Here is a 14,203-nt window from a genome sequence, read left to right as displayed (position 1 = left end):
GAAGAATTCCAAGATTCCATATACGAAAAACGCATATCGACCACGTGGCGGCCAGCGATCAAACCCGATTGTTGCCACTAGCGTAAAATGACGGACTAACAAAAACACTGTTTAACATGACTAAATTATTAACATGGATCTTGGCGGGCCTGGCGATGGTCGGACCGCTTGCAATTGACACCTATCTGCCGTCGTTCCCCGCCATCGTGCAAGATCTCAATGCCAGCCCCCTGCTGGTGCAGCAAACCCTGAGCTTTTTCCTGTTCACGTTCGCCTTCATGATGCTGTTTTACGGCACCCTGTCCGACTCGTTCGGCCGCCGTCCCGTGATCCTCGTCTCGCTGGTGCTGTATGTGATCGCCTCCGTGGGCGCCGCGCTGGCGCCGTCGCTGGGCTGGCTGCTGGCCTGGCGCGTGCTGCAGGGACTCTCGGCGGGCGCCGGTTCCGTGATCGGCCGCGCCATCGTGCAAGACCGCTATTCGGGCGCCGCCGCGCAGAAAATCCTCTCGCACATCATGATGGTGTTCGCGCTGGCGCCGGCCATCGCGCCCGTGCTGGGCGGCTGGCTGCAAGTGAGCCTGGGCTGGCGGGCGATCTTCTGGTTCCTGACGGCCTTCGGCGTGCTGATGTTTGTCGTCGTCTGGCGCGCGCTGCCGGAAAGCTTGCCCAAGGAGCAGCGCCAAGCCTTCCACCTGGGCGACATCGCCGTCAATTACTGGAAAGTGCTGTGCCACCGCCAGTTCCTGCTGCTGTCGACGGCCATCGGCGCCGCCTTTGGCGGCTTCGCCCTGTACATCGGCTCGGCCGCCTACTTCATCATCAACATCCTGCACCTGCCGGAAACGGCGTTTGCCTGGCTGTTCATTCCCCTGATCAGCGGCATGGTGTTCGGCTCGGCCCTGTCGGCGAAAATCGCCCACCGCTACAGCCAGCGCCAGATGATCTGGGCCGGTTTCATCCTGATGCTGGTGGCGGCCGCCGCCAACATCGGCTACAACTATGTCTTTGCCGCCGAAGTGCCGTGGGCCGTGCTGCCGCTGTTCTTCTACTCGTTCGCCCTGTCGATCGCCATGCCGCCGATGACCCTGATGGCCTTGAACCACTTCCCCAATAACAGCGGCCTGGCCTCGTCGATGCAGTCGTTCATCCAGATGCTGCTGTTCGCCCTCGTCTCGGGCCTGGTGGCGCCGCTGCTGTTCGACAGCGCCTTGAACCTGGCGTATGGCGTGATGGCGGGGCTGCTGGTGAGTTTGGTTTGCTGGGTGTTTGCGCAGGGTGGTTCCGAGGAAAAGCCGGTGTAGGTCGGATTAGCGCGCAAGCGCGTAATCCGACAACATTGTTGGCGGGTGACGTCGGATTACGCGCAAGCGCTAATCCGACCTACGGCCAAGATACAGCCACGGTTACGGCCACGGCGCAGGGGTGACGTCAACATATTGCGCCCCGCCCTGCTCCGGTTCCGCTTCATCCTTTTGCGACGGCTGGTTCAACGACCCGGCCGGCGAACGCAAACTCAAAATCTCCTTGCGCGTCTCGACGAAGTCGGCGGAACTCAAGGGATGCTGCTGGTCCGGCCAGTGGCTCACGGCCCACTCCTGCAAGGCTTCGTAGCGCCGCCACAGTTCGGCGACGAATTCGCGGCGCGCTTCTTCCTGTTGCTCGGGCGTCTTGTCGGCGCCTTCCCCGATAGGTACTTGCATGGCTGCTCCCTGGCTGATCAATCGTCCTGCCAGCCTACGCAGGGGCAAGCCATGCGTCTGTTCGCAAACGAACAAAGAACTTATTCCGGCATCTTGCGAAAGCCCACGGCCAGGCGGTTCCAGGTATTGATGGAGCCGATGGCCAGGGTCACGTTGACCATTTCCGCCGGCGTCAATTGTTCCGCCAGCGCCGCATAGTCTGCGTCGGACGCGTGATTTTGCGGCAGCAGGGTCAGCGCTTCCGTCCAGGCCAGCACGGCCCGCTCGCGCGGCGTGAAGAACGGCGTTTCGCGCCAGACGGACACGGCATACAAGCGGCGCTCCGTTTCGCCCGCCTTGCGCGCGTCGCTCGTGTGCATGTCCACGCAAAAGGCGCAGCCATTGATTTGCGAGGCGCGCAGGCGGATCAGCTCGAGCAGCGAGTGTTCCACGCCCAGCTTGGCGATCGCCGCTTCCAGCGCGTACATGGCCTTGACGGCGTCGGGCGAAGCTTGCGTGAAATCGAGTCGTTGCTGTGTCATGATAGATTCCTTGATAGAGTAGAGATGCGCCATTGTAGAAGCGCCACCACAGCGCGCGGCAGGCCAATCCCCCCGAAAAGCGGCAGACCACCAACAGATACTCCATGGAATTACATATCCTGATCGACGGCACGCGCGACCTGGGCGGCCAGCTGTACCGCCAGCTCAGCGAAGCCATCCGCTCTGGCCGCCTGGCGGACGGCCAGCAATTGCCCCCTACGCGCCTGCTGGCCAGCCAGCTGGGCCTGTCGCGCAAGACGGTGTCCGACGTGTATGACAAGCTCGGCTATGAAAAGCTGCTGGTCGGCAAAGTGGGCGTGGGCAGCTTCGTGCAGACGCCGCACGCCTCGCCGCAGCGCCGCCACGCCAGCACGCCGCTGGCCAGCGCGCAGCGCATCGCCCGCTGGGAAGCGACACCCACGCCCTTGCGCCGCGCCAGCCAGGAAACGCCGGCGCGCTACGCCTTCATCGGCGGACGCGCCACGCCCGCGCATTTCCCGCAGGATGAATGGCGCGCCTGCATGCTGTATGCGCTGCGCCAGGGCGGCCAGGCGCGCGGCCGCTATGGCCCGGTGGAAGGCTTGCCCGCCTTGCGCGCGGCGATCGCCGGCCATGCCGCCTTCAGCCGCGGCATCCATTGCACCGAGGAGCAAGTGCTCGTCACCAGCGGCGCGCAGCAAGCGTTGCACCTGCTGGCGCTGACCCTGCTGGAGCCGGGCGACACGGTTGCCGTGGAAGAGCCCGGCTACCCCGTGGCGCGCGCCGTATTCGCCAGCCAGGGCGCGCGCGTGGTGGGCATCGAAGTGGACGAGGATGGCCTGATCGTCGCGCAAATCCCGGACGGCACGCGGCTGATCTACGTCACGCCCGCGCATCAATTCCCGCTGGGTATGCCGATGAGCATGGCGCGCCGCCATGCCTTGCTGGAGCGGGCGCAGCAGCTGGGCGCCATCATCATCGAAGACGACTACGACAGCGCCTTCCGCTACGAAGGCCGGCCCGAGGACGCGCTGCAAAGCATGGACCGCTACGGCATCGTCGCGCACGTGGGCAGCTTTTCCAAGATCATGCTGCCGGAACTGCGGCTCGGCTATGTGGTGCTGCCGCAAGCCATCGTGGCCGCCATGCAGACGGTGAAATACCTGAGCGATTGCCATACGGCCAGCCTGGGCCAGCATGCGCTGGCCAAGTTCATCGGCGACGGCCATTTGCTGCGCCACATACGCCGCTGCCACGACATTTATGCGGGGCGGCGCGAGCGCCTGCAGCACTGGTTCAACGGCCCCCTGGCGCCGTGGTTCCGCCTGGTGCCGGCCAGCGCCGGCTTCCACGTGGCGGCGCTGGCGCAGGCGCCGCTCGATATCGCCGAATTGCTGCGCCGCGCGCGCCTGGCCGACGTCAGCCTGTATGCGCTGGCCAGCTTTTACCATGGCCCCGCCCGTCATGAAGGCCTGTTCCTCGGCTATGGCGCCATCGACAAGCTCGATATCGACACGGCGCTGGCCAGGGTGCTGGCGATCCTGCAAGAGCTCGCGCCCCTTCCCCTCAGCGGGGTTGCCAGCGATAGTGCCCCGTGATCGGGTAGCTGAATAAAATGTTTTCCTCGCGCGCGCCCTCGCCGATGTTGTGGATGATCAGCGGCACGCCGCCCCACGACTGCTTGTCGCTGACGATGCCGATGTGGGTCAGGTTGCGCGGCAGGCGCCAGGTGACGATGTCGCCCGCGCGGTAAGCGTTCGCGTCCTTGCCTGGCGGCAGGCTGGTGCCGTGGCGGGCAAAGTAGGTGCCCAGGTTCGGCACGCGGCGGTGGTCGATATTGCGGTCCGGCCCCTTCATCTGCCAGCGCCCCTGCCGCTGGTACACCTGCCACGCCTTGCGCATGTCTTCGTGCACGAGCACCTGCAAATCCTGCCCCAGCTGGCGGTAGGCGCGCACGACCACATCCGTGCACACGCCCCGCTCGAGCGGTACGTCGCCGCCCGGATAGGCGAGCCGTTCATAGCGCGGGTCGTACCGCACGGTGACGCCCACCTGCTTGCGGGCGGCGGCGACGAGGGCTTGCGGGGTGGCGGGGACTGCCGACGCCAGCATGGGCGCCAGGGCAAGCATCAGGAGGGAGAGCAGTTTGATTGGCATCAACGTCAGTGATCGGATGGAAATGCCAACTTTACCGCAGCGGCAAGGAAAATGGCGGACGCTTAGACGGCGCTCAGCTGCGCCAGGTGGGCAGGAAAATCCACGGCCGAGCCAGCCACGTTGATGGTGTCGAAGTAATCATGCCAGCCCGTGGCGGCGATGCCGGCCAGCAAGGCGTCCAGTGCCGCCTCGTCCGGGAAGCGCCAGACGGCATAGAATTGCTGGGCAGCCGCATGCAGCTTGCCGCCATCGATGGCGCCCATGGCCAGCGCTTCGGCGCCCATGCCGGACAAAGCCGCCATGCCGGCGCCGACCGTGTCGAAATACGCCTGGCGCGCGACGCCATCGAGGGCCAGCCAGGCCGGTTTCGGGCTGTACAGTTCTAACAGATAATGCATATTTTCCTCCCAAGAATTAAGAAAGCGAGCGCTGGGCGCGCTTGCAGATGCGTTTCGTCGCGGCAGCGGGGCTTTCCTGCAGCCATTGCGCGCACAGGCTGCGCACCCAGTCCGGCTGGCTCTTGGCCGCATCGTTGAGCCAGTTGGCCACGGAATCCTGCACATAGACGGCCGGGTCGGCGCGCAAGGCTTGCAGCACGGGCAAGGCCAGCTGCGGCTGCGCCTTTAACCGGGCGATATGCGCGCACCACACGCCGCGCGGGCGCAGCGCTTCGCAGGCAAAGCGGCGCACTCGTTCCGACGGGTCCGCCGTCCACGGCGCCAGCAAGGCAATCGCCTCGTCAAGACTTGCCGCCAGATGGGGACGCAGCGCCAGCCAGGCCCATTCGCGCACGCCGAAGTGGCCATCGTCGGCCAGCGGCCGCATGGCGGCCAGCCGCTGCGGCAAGGACCAGCCAGCCTGGGCGGCGATGGCAAAGCAGGCCCAGCCCCGTACCGTGTCGGATGGGTGGGCTTGCAACATCGCCAGGTCGGCCTTGGCGTCCAGCAGCAATTGCGCCGCCAGCGCCATGCGCCTGGTGATGCCGTCCGCCGCCAGCGCGCGCATCTGCTCCAGCCTGTCCGCACCGACACCGGGCACGGCCGCGGCAAGCAGCTCGGTGAAATCGATGGCCAGCCCTTCCGTCAGGGTGGCGCTGGCCACGCTCCCGCCGTTCAGCAGGGCCAGGCGCGCGGGCGCGATGTCGGCGACGCCGCGGCTCATGACGCACCCTGCATTTCACCTTTATCCGTCTTGCGCCAGGCTTTTTCCAGCAGCGCGCTCAATAGCTGCATTTCTGCCGGCGTGAAATCGGCAAACAGGCTGGCGATCCATTGCGCGTGCTCGTCGACCAGCGTCGCGGCAGCGGCTTCTCCCTTGGGGCTCAGGCGCACCAGCAGCTTGCGCCTATCAAACTGGTCCGCATGGCGCGCGAGGAAACCGTCGCGTTCCAGGCCGTCGAGCAAGCCCGTGATGGTGCCGCGCGTCACGCCTGCCCGCTCGGCCAGTTCGTGCGGCGAAAGTCCGTCGGGCACGTCGCGCAACAGATACAGCAGCACAAATTTCCCTTCCGACAATCCATGCCGGCCCAGGCGCGTGGCGCAATCGCCATCGATGGCGGACGCCAGGCCCAGCACTTCAAAACACAGGCGCAAGCGCGCCGTGGACTGCATCATGTCGAGACCGCTGGCGCGGCGCTGCACTTCACCGAGCAAGGCCGTGTATTTCTGTTCGAGTTTTATCATATGGCGCAATATAATATGGCACCATACTTAATGTCAAATGGAAAACCTCGACGGCTTTCCTGTCTGCTTAGAATCGCGCCTTCTCTCGCGCCCACGCGACGATGGCATTGGCATCGATGGCGCCCGGCTGTCGCGCCACTTCCACGCCGCGCAAAAACAGGGCCAGAGTGGGAATGCTGCGGATATTGAAACGGCTGCCCAGGTCCGGCGACGCTTCCGTATTCACCTTGACGACGCGAAACGCCGGCTCCAGGGTCTTGGCGGCTTGAACATAAAATGGCGCCATGCTGCGGCACGGGCCGCACCACGGGGCCCAGAAGTCGACCAGCACGGGAATGTCGCTGCGTTCGATATGCTTGAGGAAACGGGCGCTGGCCAGGTCCACGGGCTGGCCCGTGAATAAATCCTTCTGGCACTTGCCGCAAGTGGGCTGTTCTGCGAGCCGCGCAGCCGGCAAGCGGTTGACGGCGTCGCAATGGGGGCACACGATGTGCAGGGAGTCTGGCGTGGTGGTCATGGCATTCCTGGAAAGCATAGCGTCAAGTTGACGGCTATTCTACGGGGAATTGCCGCGCGCCGCAGGCAGGCTGCGGCGCTTGTCCCGCTTACAGGAACAGCGAGGCGGCGATGGCCCACATGACGAGGGCAATGATGCCGTCGAGCACGCGCCAGGCCATGGGCTTGGCAAACACGGGCGCCAGGTAGCGGGCGCCAAAGCCCAGCAGGAAGAACCACAGGGCCGACGCCATGATGGCGCCGCCGGCGAAGTAGAAGCGTCCCACGCCTTCGTGCTGGCCGCCGATCGAGCCGAGCAGGATGACCGTGTCGAGGAAGGCGTGCGGATTCAGCAGGCTGAACGCCAGCGCCGCGCCGATCACGGCCCAGTAGCCTTCGGGCGACTTGGCGGCCGACACCGTCAGGGCCGTTGGGCGCCAGGCGGACTTGGCGGCGCGCAAGCCGTAGGCGATCAGGAAGGTGGCGCCGCCGGCCTTGGCCCACAGCAGGAAATTCGGGTTGTCGGCAATGAACGTGCCCATGCCGGCCACGCCGGCCGTGATCAACATCGCGTCGCACACGAGGCAGACCAGGATACAGGTGAGCACGTAATGGCGCTTCAAGCCCTGTTTGAGCAAGAAGGCGTTTTGCGTGCCGATGGCCACGATCAGGCTCGCGCCGAGCCCCATGCCTTTCAAGAAGATTGCGCTGTCCATATCGATTCCTTTATTGCTTTCCATCACGCGCACGGCCGCCCACGCTCTGCCGGCAACGGCAAAGTCATCAGAGGTAGGTGGAGGGTGGTGCGGAACCAGGAGGACCGCGCGGCAGAGTGGAGTTGTTACCCTATTTCAACAGTGTAAAGAAAAAGTAAATATAAGTATAATGAATGATTCTAACCATATATAAGAGAAACTTATGCGCGTCGTCGATTACCGTGGATTGGCCGCCCTCGACGCCGTGATCGGCCTGGGCAGCTTTGAAAAGGCGGCGCAGGCGCTGGCGATCAGCCAGCCGGCCGTGTCGCAGCGCATCCGCACCCTGGAAAACCTGGAAGGCACCCTGCTGATCATCCGCAGCCACCCGCCCCTGCCGACGGAAGCGGGCCAGCGCCTGATCGCCCATTACCGGCAAGTCAAGCTGCTCGAAGCGGCGCTCGACGCCCAGCCCGGCCCCACCACGCAATTGCCGGCGCTGGCCATCGCCGTCAACGCCGACAGCGCCGCCACCTGGATTCCGGAAGCGCTGGGGCCGCTGCTGTCGCCGCCGTCCTGCCTGCTTGATATCCGCCTCGACGACCAGGACCACACCCTGAGCCAGCTGCGCGAAGGGCGCGTGTTTGCCTGCGTCACCAGCGCCAACGACCTGGTGGCCGGCACCACGGCCACGCCGCTGGGCGGCATGCGCTACCTGTGCGTGGCGTCCCCCCCGTTTGCGCAACAATGGTTTCCCCATGGCTTTACGGTGGAAGCCGTCAGTCAGGCGCCCGCCATCACCTTTGGCAGCAAGGATGCGCTGCACGAACGCTACCTGCAGCACCGCCTCGGCTACACGGGCCGCTATCCGCACCATGTGCTCGGTTCGGCGCGCGACTTCGTGCGCTTCATCGAAGCGGGCTATGCTTATGGCATGGTGCCCTTGCTGCAGGCGGAAGCGGCGCTGGCCGCCGGCAGGCTCGTCGACGTGGCGGCCGGGCAGGCGCTCGACGTGCCCCTGACCTGGCATGCCTGGGATATCCAGACGCCCCTCACGCGCACGCTGTCGGACGCCGTCATCGCCACGGCGCGCAAATGGCTGTTACAGGATTGATTGACGCATGCAACATTTATCTATGCTAGAGAGCAACTTCCCCGTGTGCGCCCTGCCCTGCCTGGCCTACACTGCAAGCATCAGCCATCACCATCGGGAGCCAGCATGACGATCTTGCGCACCACCCTGCTCGGCGTGCTGGCGGCCATCCCGCTCGCTGCCGGCCTGGCCGCCTGCTCGCCCTTGACCGCCATCAATGCCTTGTCGTCCGGCGGCGCCTCGCAAGTGACGCGGGGCCTGGCCTACGGCCCCTTGCCACGGCAGAAACTCGATGTGTATGCCCCCAAGACCCGCACGGGACCCGTGCCCGTGGTGGTGTTCTTTTATGGCGGCAACTGGACGACGGGCGAGCGCGCCGACTATGCCTTCGTCGGCCACGCTCTCGCGGCGCGCGGCTACCTGGCCGTGATCGCCGACTACCGGCTATATCCGGATGTGCACTACCCCGAGATCTTGCAGGATGCGGCCCGCGCCGTGGCCTGGGCCGCGATGGAATCGCGCCGCCATGGCGGCGATCCGACGCGCCTGTTCGTCATGGGCCATAGCGCCGGCGCCTACAATGCGGCCATGCTGGCGCTCGACGCCAGCCTGCTGGCGCGCCACGGCATGCGCCCGCACGACTTGCGGGGCTGGATAGGCCTGGCCGGCCCCTATGATTTCCTGCCCATCGAAAACACCACCACCCGGCCCGTTTTCTTTTACCCGGACACGCCCGCCGCTTCGCAGCCCATCCACCACGTGACGGCCGAAGCCCCGCCCGCCCTGCTGATCGCCCCGCTGCCCGGCAAGGACAAGCTGGTCAATCCGCAACGCAACACGGGCGGCCTGGCCAGCGCCTTGCGGGCGCTGCACCGTCCCGTGACGGAAACCTATTTCGACCACGTGGGCCACGCCACCCTGGTCGCCACGCTGGCCGGCCCCTTGCGCAGGCTGGCGCCCACCTTGGACGCCGTCAGCGCCTTCATCGATGCGAACAGCGGGACCGGGAGCGGTGACGCGGCCTCGTCCGCGGTCTTGTCCGATACGGCCTTAGCGGCAGGCATAGGCTTGCAGCCCCGCGCACCTGGCGCGGCCACGCCGGCGCCTGAGCCGCACGCATACGACAAAACGCCCGCCCCATGAAGGGCGGGCGCTCTGCCCGAACCAATACGCACGATGCCGCGTGCCGGCTGGCCGCATAGCTAGCCGCATAGCAAGGCTCGGCCCTCGCGATACGGCTCAGCTGCAAGCAGCCTCGTGCTTACTCTTTGCGGCTGGCGCTGCCCTTGCTTTGTGCAGAGCCCGCTTGCGAGGCGCTGCCGCTGGCCGAGCCTTCGCTGCCGGCCGATTGCTGGCTGCCCTGGTGGCTGGCGCTTTGCAGGCTTTGACCGTCACGGCTTTGCGCGCCACGTTGCTGGTCGCGGTTGGCGCCGTTTTGCTGATAAGCCTGGAACGGTTCGGCCATGCGCTGCATCGCTTCCTGCTGCTTGCGCACGTTTTTCTCCGTTTCTTCCGAAGCGGTGCGGGCCACTTCTTCTGCCAGGGCCTTGGCGGTACGGCTTGTTTCATTCACATGGCGCTCTGCCACATTGGCCAGTTCGACCTGCGTATCGGCCGCCAGGCGCGACACCTGTTGCTGGTACTTGCGCAGTTGCTCGGCGGCTGGCTGGCCCGATGCGGCAGCCACCTGGAACGCATCTTCAGCGCGCTCGACCGTCAGCAGGTTCTGGCTGGTGACCGTGGTTTCTTCCAGCAAGCCTTGCGCCAGCTGCATGTTCAGGTCACTGAACTGCTGCATCGATTGAAACAGCGACTTCGACAGGCCATTGAAAAAAGCCAGTTGCGCTTCCAGGTGATTTTTGGCGGCGGGGGTAACACTACGGGAATATGGATACATGGAGTTCCTCATTAAATAGCGGTTGGGTGGACATATGGCGGCACCACCGACTGTAGAACGGATAGGCAGACGGTTGGGTTACGCCACGAAACGCGAAAAAACATATCCGGTTGGTGGGAAGATGCTTTGCAACGCGAGTCCCAAGGCTACGTGAGCACCGCAGGTGAGGGATGATCTGGATCAAAGGTGCGCCAGGCAGCGCAGAAAGTTTATACTGGACAGCTTGCCCTTGGCAAACGTCAGTAACAGAGGGGGAAATTTGTGCCAGGCAGGCTCAGCCAACGGCGCCCGTGCCCGGCACAACGGGCTTGTAACCATGGCTGCGCAACGAGGCTTCCAGCCAGCGGTTGCCATACCAGCCGCGCGCCAGCAGGTAACTGAGTTCCGCGCCGGCCATCAGCAGCATCATTGGGCCAATGCGCATTCCGGTGGCCAGATGGCTGCCAAACCACAGGCAGGCATCCATCGCCAGCATGAGCAGCAACAGCCACCAGCGGCGCTTGGCGACGGCCCAGAACGAGCCCAGGAACAGGGCCGGCCAGGAAAAACCCGCTTTGACGTAGGCATAACGGCCGGCATCGTCGGCAAACAGGGTGGCGCTGTGCTTCATGCTGCTCTCTTCAGGTAATGCCCGGCGTCAAGGCTCGGGACGGTGGCAGACGGCTTCGACATTGTGGCCATCGGGCCCCAGCACGAAAGCGCCATAGTAATTCGGGTGGTACAGGGCGCGGATGCCTGGCGCGCCATTATCCTTGCCGCCCGCTTCCAGCGCGGCCTTGTAGAACGCATCCACCTGGGCGCGGTTGCCCGCCGCGAAGGCGAGATGCATGCCGGCATGCGGCTTGTCGCCCACGCCGAACCAGAAATCGGGCTTGCCATCCTTGCCCATGCCAACCCAGCCCTGCTCTTCCATCACCACCGATACACCCAGGGGCGCCAGGGCGGCCGAAAAGAAGGCCTTGCTGGCCTGTGCATCGCCGACATTCAAACCGATGTGATCAAGAATCATAATGGTGCTCCCTGGAGGTAGTGGAATGGGAAATACAGTATGCGCCAATATTGCTTTTTAGGCAATCATAATTATATGTCCGGCGAATGACTCCAGGAAGCGCCATGCGCCAGCCTAGCGCAGGTTGCCCGTATGGCCGAGCGAATAGCGGCCCGGCTGCGGCCACACGGTCAGGCCGTGCGGCTCCTGGCCGACTTTGACCTTGGCAACGTCGCCGCTGTTCGTATCGATGCGGTAGACCACGTCGTCGAAACGTCCGGACAGCCACAGATATTTGCCGTCGGCGGACACATTGCCCATGTCGGGACTGCCGCCGCCGGGTATCGGCCAATTCGACACCACTTTTTCCGTGGCGAAATCGATCACGCTGACGCTGCCCTTGCCCTTCGGCTTGCCGTGGATACGGTGCGTGCCGCGGTTGGCCACGTACAATTTCTTGCCGTCACGGCTAGGGTACAGGCCGTGCGCGCCCACGCCCGTCTGGATGAAGCCGATTTCCTTCAGGGTGGCGCCATCGACGATGTGCACGCCGTCGGCGTCCATGTCGGCGATAAAGAATTTCTTGCCGTCCGGCGAGATGCGTATGTCTTGCGGCATGCCCTTCTTGACGCTGCAGATTTCATTCGCCGGGCCGCCCACGGGACCGGACTCGGCAAAGCGCTTGGCCGGCATCTGCAATTTCAGGTAGCCGTCGACCTTGCGGCCCACCAGGTCGATCTTGGCGATGGTGCCGTCGAACTCGCAGGTGAACATGGCGTAGCGGCCGTCATTCGAAAAGTCCGCATGGTTGATGCCGCCGCACTGGGGCGTGTCGATCGAATACTGGACGGCCATGGTCTTCGGATCGCGGAAATCGAGGCGGTGGCGCGCTTCGGCCACGACGATGGCGGACTTGCCGTCCGGCGTGTAATACATGTTATAGGGGTCATCGACGGGCACTTCCTTGCCCGGCTTGCCCGTCAGGGGGTCGATCGGCGTCAAGCTGCCCTTGTCCGTGCGCTCGGCATTGTTCGCCACCCACAAGGTGCGCAAGTCCCATGACGGCACGACGTGCTGCGGGCCGCTGCCGACCTTGAACTTGTCGACCACTTTCAAGCTGTCCTGGTCGATCACGTACACATCGTTCGAGCGCAGATTGGGCACGTAGACCCGGCGCAAATGCTCCTTGACGACGGGACTCATATTGCTGCCGGCGATGCTGCCGTACACGTTTTTCGGATCGACCAGCGGCGGCATGCCCGGCAGCGGCGAATAGGCGGCGGCCGGCGCGACAGCGGCTGGAGCCGGCGTGCCGGCGCCGATGACCTGGCTAGCCACGCCCAGGCCGGCCAGTGCGGCAGCCAGGGCGGACAAGGTGACGATGGTGCGTCGTTGCATTTTTTTCATGTGATTTCGCGTCGTTTCGTTGCAAAAGCCGGAAGTTCAGCACTTCCAGCGGAATTATTTACTACGTTGCAGCAGCTGCTTGATGGCGGCCACCGACGTGTCCACCTGCAACTTGATACCGATCTGGCCCAGCTCCACCGTGGCACGCGTCGCGTCGCCGCGCACGCCGTCCGCCACACCGGGCTTCGGCCCGTGCGCCATGGCCTCGCTGCGCACCAGCGACGGGTCCGTCGCCAGCATCAGCGCGGCGTCCGCCAAGCCCGCATGCAGGCCGATCTCGGCGCTGCTGTGGCCGCGCTTTTGCAGCTCGGAAATGTAGGCCGATTGCGTGATGTCATAGTAGTCGAGCAAGGCGTAAGCGCGCGCATCCTTGGTGGTGGCAGCCTTGCCCCAGACACGGTTGAGCTTGTTGGCTACGTTCTGTTCATTTTTTTGATAGCCGCCATGGTCGCCGAGGAAGATGATGTCGCGGAAACCATGCTGGCGCAGGCTGGCGGCCGCCCCTTCCAGCACGGCCTCGAAGGCGGCCGGCGGAATCGAGATGGTGCCGGCAAAGCGCATGTGGCCGGCCGGCGGAGCAATCGCGCCTTCCGGCACATAGGAAACGACGGGCGCGACCATGGTATTGCCCAGCTTTTGCGCAATCTGCCGCGCCAGCAGCCCGGCGCGCACATTGTGCTTGCCCAGCGCAATATACGGCCCGCTCTGCTCGACGCCACCTATCGGCACGAGCACGGTCGTGGCGCCGTGGTCGATACGGCTGCGCAACTCCGTGCTCGTCAGCTCTTCCAGCATGACGCTGCTGCTGGCGGGCGCAGCCGCCATGGCGGGCGCCGTGAGCAGCAGACAAGAAAACGTCAGGACGAACAGGGAAACGAGGGGCTTGCGTGAAATGCGGAGCGTGGATGGCGCGCAAGGCGCCGTTCGCTGGGGGAACTGCAGAGTCATAAGCCAACATCTTTCCGAGGTCAAAGGCGCCGTGCCCGGCCTTGCCAGGCAAGCTGGCTGCCACGCAGGAATTGTATTCCATCATGAGGGGAAGGGCACGTTAATTTGCTGCGGCAGTTTGCAAGAAATTGACGAAGGGAAACTATCTATCAGGCTGTTGTCGCGCCGCCCCCGCCGCCTCACCATCATGGAGAGTCCGGTTGCGCTTCTCGGCATAGGCCTTGAGCGAGCGCATCGTCCTGGGAAGCCCGTCCCGGACTTGCCTGGCAACGCCTGGCCCGAACAAAAAGGCAAGCGCTCCCGTGAACCACACGCGGTGAACGACTTCCGATCCGCCATCTGCGGCAACCACCGTGTGCTCGAAATGGATGCGGAACAAAGGGATGTAGCCTTCGACGGTGAACGAGCGGCCCGCGGAGCGCTCCGTGACGAGCATCGGAATGCCCATCCCCTTGCTGGGAACGATCCTGCCATGTGTGCCCACCGCAAATGGCCCATTGAGCCGGGCTTGCTTTGTGTCCGGATCCCACTGATGCCATCGGTCGACCTCGCTCCAAATTTGATCGACGACCGTGGGCGGGACTGCAATGTGGATGCTTTCTTCGATTTGCATCAATTGGGGCATCTCCCTATTATTATCA

Annotated in this window: 18 protein-coding genes; 4 read left to right on the top strand and 14 right to left on the bottom strand. The window is 64.4% G+C overall.

Annotated elements, in window-relative coordinates:
- Nucleotides 1–116: 116 nt before the first annotated feature.
- Entirely contained in the window at nt 117–1,301 is a 1,185-nt protein-coding gene (locus tag IGS55_RS13245; RefSeq protein ID WP_230517492.1) for a multidrug effflux MFS transporter, read from the top strand.
- A gap of 102 nt (nt 1,302–1,403) precedes the next feature.
- Here the strand turns inward: IGS55_RS13245 and IGS55_RS13240 are convergent, their stop codons facing one another.
- Nucleotides 1,404–1,700, bottom strand: a complete 297-nt coding sequence (locus tag IGS55_RS13240) for a hypothetical protein (RefSeq protein WP_230517491.1) — start codon at nt 1,698–1,700, stop codon at nt 1,404–1,406.
- An 80-nt stretch (nt 1,701–1,780) separates the two neighbouring features.
- Nucleotides 1,781–2,221 (bottom strand): carboxymuconolactone decarboxylase family protein, encoded by a 441-nt coding sequence (locus IGS55_RS13235; RefSeq protein ID WP_086138404.1) that lies wholly within the window; start codon nt 2,219–2,221, stop codon nt 1,781–1,783.
- A gap of 104 nt (nt 2,222–2,325) precedes the next feature.
- Between IGS55_RS13235 and pdxR the strand changes: the two genes are divergently transcribed.
- Complete coding sequence (pdxR, locus tag IGS55_RS13230) at nt 2,326–3,798, top strand: MocR-like pyridoxine biosynthesis transcription factor PdxR (RefSeq protein ID WP_230517490.1); 1,473 nt, start codon at nt 2,326–2,328, stop codon at nt 3,796–3,798.
- Here pdxR and IGS55_RS13225 read toward each other — a convergent pair.
- The 6 genes from IGS55_RS13225 to IGS55_RS13200 form a co-directional block, all read right to left on the bottom strand.
- Nucleotides 3,767–4,357 carry a DUF1287 domain-containing protein gene (locus tag IGS55_RS13225; protein ID WP_230517489.1) on the bottom strand — a complete coding sequence of 197 codons (591 nt, stop codon included), beginning with the start codon at nt 4,355–4,357 and terminating at the stop codon, nt 3,767–3,769. The two genes, pdxR and IGS55_RS13225, sit on opposite strands and share 32 nt — an antisense overlap.
- A 62-nt stretch (nt 4,358–4,419) precedes the next feature.
- Nucleotides 4,420–4,755, bottom strand: coding sequence for a DUF6616 family protein (locus IGS55_RS13220; RefSeq protein ID WP_230517488.1), 336 nt, complete (start codon nt 4,753–4,755; stop codon nt 4,420–4,422).
- Between the two features lie 16 nt (nt 4,756–4,771).
- Complete coding sequence (locus tag IGS55_RS13215) at nt 4,772–5,518, bottom strand: HEAT repeat domain-containing protein (RefSeq protein WP_230517487.1); 747 nt, start codon at nt 5,516–5,518, stop codon at nt 4,772–4,774.
- Entirely contained in the window at nt 5,515–6,036 is a 522-nt protein-coding gene (locus tag IGS55_RS13210) for a MarR family winged helix-turn-helix transcriptional regulator (RefSeq protein WP_230517588.1), read from the bottom strand. Before IGS55_RS13210 ends, IGS55_RS13215 begins: the two co-directional genes overlap by 4 nt.
- A 70-nt stretch (nt 6,037–6,106) precedes the next feature.
- Nucleotides 6,107–6,556 (bottom strand): thioredoxin TrxC, encoded by a 450-nt coding sequence (trxC, locus tag IGS55_RS13205; RefSeq protein ID WP_230517486.1) that lies wholly within the window; start codon nt 6,554–6,556, stop codon nt 6,107–6,109.
- Between the two features lie 88 nt (nt 6,557–6,644).
- A complete protein-coding gene (locus IGS55_RS13200) occupies nt 6,645–7,250 on the bottom strand; it encodes a LysE/ArgO family amino acid transporter (RefSeq protein WP_034757131.1) in 606 nt (201 codons plus the stop codon).
- 202 nt (nt 7,251–7,452) lie between these two features.
- Here IGS55_RS13200 and IGS55_RS13195 point away from each other — a divergent pair, with 202 nt between their 5' ends.
- Together IGS55_RS13195 and IGS55_RS13190 are read left to right on the top strand one after the other, a co-directional pair.
- A complete protein-coding gene (locus IGS55_RS13195) occupies nt 7,453–8,343 on the top strand; it encodes a LysR family transcriptional regulator ArgP (protein ID WP_230517485.1) in 891 nt (296 codons plus the stop codon).
- 105 nt (nt 8,344–8,448) lie between these two features.
- A complete protein-coding gene (locus IGS55_RS13190; protein WP_230517484.1) occupies nt 8,449–9,465 on the top strand; it encodes an alpha/beta hydrolase in 1,017 nt (338 codons plus the stop codon).
- A gap of 118 nt (nt 9,466–9,583) precedes the next feature.
- Here the strand turns inward: IGS55_RS13190 and phaP are convergent, their stop codons facing one another.
- The 6 genes from phaP to IGS55_RS13160 form a co-directional block, all read right to left on the bottom strand.
- Nucleotides 9,584–10,219 carry a TIGR01841 family phasin gene (gene phaP, locus IGS55_RS13185; RefSeq protein ID WP_230517483.1) on the bottom strand — a complete coding sequence of 212 codons (636 nt, stop codon included), beginning with the start codon at nt 10,217–10,219 and terminating at the stop codon, nt 9,584–9,586.
- 274 nt (nt 10,220–10,493) lie between these two features.
- Nucleotides 10,494–10,829, bottom strand: a complete 336-nt coding sequence (locus IGS55_RS13180; RefSeq protein ID WP_051991844.1) for a hypothetical protein — start codon at nt 10,827–10,829, stop codon at nt 10,494–10,496.
- 27 nt (nt 10,830–10,856) lie between these two features.
- Entirely contained in the window at nt 10,857–11,228 is a 372-nt protein-coding gene (locus IGS55_RS13175) for a VOC family protein (RefSeq protein ID WP_230517482.1), read from the bottom strand.
- Nucleotides 11,229–11,342: 114 nt separating this feature from the next.
- The gene (locus IGS55_RS13170) at nt 11,343–12,614 is read right to left on the bottom strand and encodes a YncE family protein (protein ID WP_230517481.1); all 1,272 of its coding nucleotides are present in this window, start codon (nt 12,612–12,614) and stop codon (nt 11,343–11,345) included.
- A 54-nt stretch (nt 12,615–12,668) separates the two neighbouring features.
- Complete coding sequence (locus IGS55_RS13165; protein WP_230517480.1) at nt 12,669–13,439, bottom strand: creatininase family protein; 771 nt, start codon at nt 13,437–13,439, stop codon at nt 12,669–12,671.
- Nucleotides 13,440–13,704: 265 nt separating this feature from the next.
- Nucleotides 13,705–14,175, bottom strand: coding sequence for an SRPBCC family protein (locus IGS55_RS13160; protein ID WP_230517479.1), 471 nt, complete (start codon nt 14,173–14,175; stop codon nt 13,705–13,707).
- Between the last annotated feature and the right edge of the window lie 28 nt (nt 14,176–14,203).

Origin of the sequence: Janthinobacterium sp. EB271-G4-3-2 (assembly GCF_020858035.1) — a bacterium.
Taxonomy (GTDB): Bacteria; Pseudomonadota; Gammaproteobacteria; order Burkholderiales; family Burkholderiaceae_D; genus Janthinobacterium; species Janthinobacterium aestuarii.
This window is presented reverse-complemented; position numbering and strand designations above follow the sequence as displayed.

Bases quoted from the DNA above. Each gene is read 5' to 3' on its own strand.
- IGS55_RS13245 (WP_230517492.1), top strand. From the start codon at position 117: ATGACTAAATTATTAACATGGATCTTGGCGGGCCTGGCGATGGTCGGA.
- IGS55_RS13240 (WP_230517491.1), bottom strand. From the start codon at position 1,700: ATGCAAGTACCTATCGGGGAAGGCGCCGACAAGACGCCCGAGCAACAG.
- IGS55_RS13235 (WP_086138404.1), bottom strand. From the start codon at position 2,221: ATGACACAGCAACGACTCGATTTCACGCAAGCTTCGCCCGACGCCGTC.
- pdxR (WP_230517490.1), top strand. From the start codon at position 2,326: ATGGAATTACATATCCTGATCGACGGCACGCGCGACCTGGGCGGCCAG.
- IGS55_RS13225 (WP_230517489.1), bottom strand. From the start codon at position 4,357: ATGCCAATCAAACTGCTCTCCCTCCTGATGCTTGCCCTGGCGCCCATG.
- IGS55_RS13220 (WP_230517488.1), bottom strand. From the start codon at position 4,755: ATGCATTATCTGTTAGAACTGTACAGCCCGAAACCGGCCTGGCTGGCC.
- IGS55_RS13215 (WP_230517487.1), bottom strand. From the start codon at position 5,518: ATGAGCCGCGGCGTCGCCGACATCGCGCCCGCGCGCCTGGCCCTGCTG.
- trxC (WP_230517486.1), bottom strand. From the start codon at position 6,556: ATGACCACCACGCCAGACTCCCTGCACATCGTGTGCCCCCATTGCGAC.
- IGS55_RS13200 (WP_034757131.1), bottom strand. From the start codon at position 7,250: ATGGACAGCGCAATCTTCTTGAAAGGCATGGGGCTCGGCGCGAGCCTG.
- IGS55_RS13195 (WP_230517485.1), top strand. From the start codon at position 7,453: ATGCGCGTCGTCGATTACCGTGGATTGGCCGCCCTCGACGCCGTGATC.
- IGS55_RS13190 (WP_230517484.1), top strand. From the start codon at position 8,449: ATGACGATCTTGCGCACCACCCTGCTCGGCGTGCTGGCGGCCATCCCG.
- phaP (WP_230517483.1), bottom strand. From the start codon at position 10,219: ATGTATCCATATTCCCGTAGTGTTACCCCCGCCGCCAAAAATCACCTG.
- IGS55_RS13180 (WP_051991844.1), bottom strand. From the start codon at position 10,829: ATGAAGCACAGCGCCACCCTGTTTGCCGACGATGCCGGCCGTTATGCC.
- IGS55_RS13175 (WP_230517482.1), bottom strand. From the start codon at position 11,228: ATGATTCTTGATCACATCGGTTTGAATGTCGGCGATGCACAGGCCAGC.
- IGS55_RS13170 (WP_230517481.1), bottom strand. From the start codon at position 12,614: ATGAAAAAAATGCAACGACGCACCATCGTCACCTTGTCCGCCCTGGCT.
- IGS55_RS13165 (WP_230517480.1), bottom strand. From the start codon at position 13,439: ATGGCGGCTGCGCCCGCCAGCAGCAGCGTCATGCTGGAAGAGCTGACG.
- IGS55_RS13160 (WP_230517479.1), bottom strand. From the start codon at position 14,175: ATGCAAATCGAAGAAAGCATCCACATTGCAGTCCCGCCCACGGTCGTC.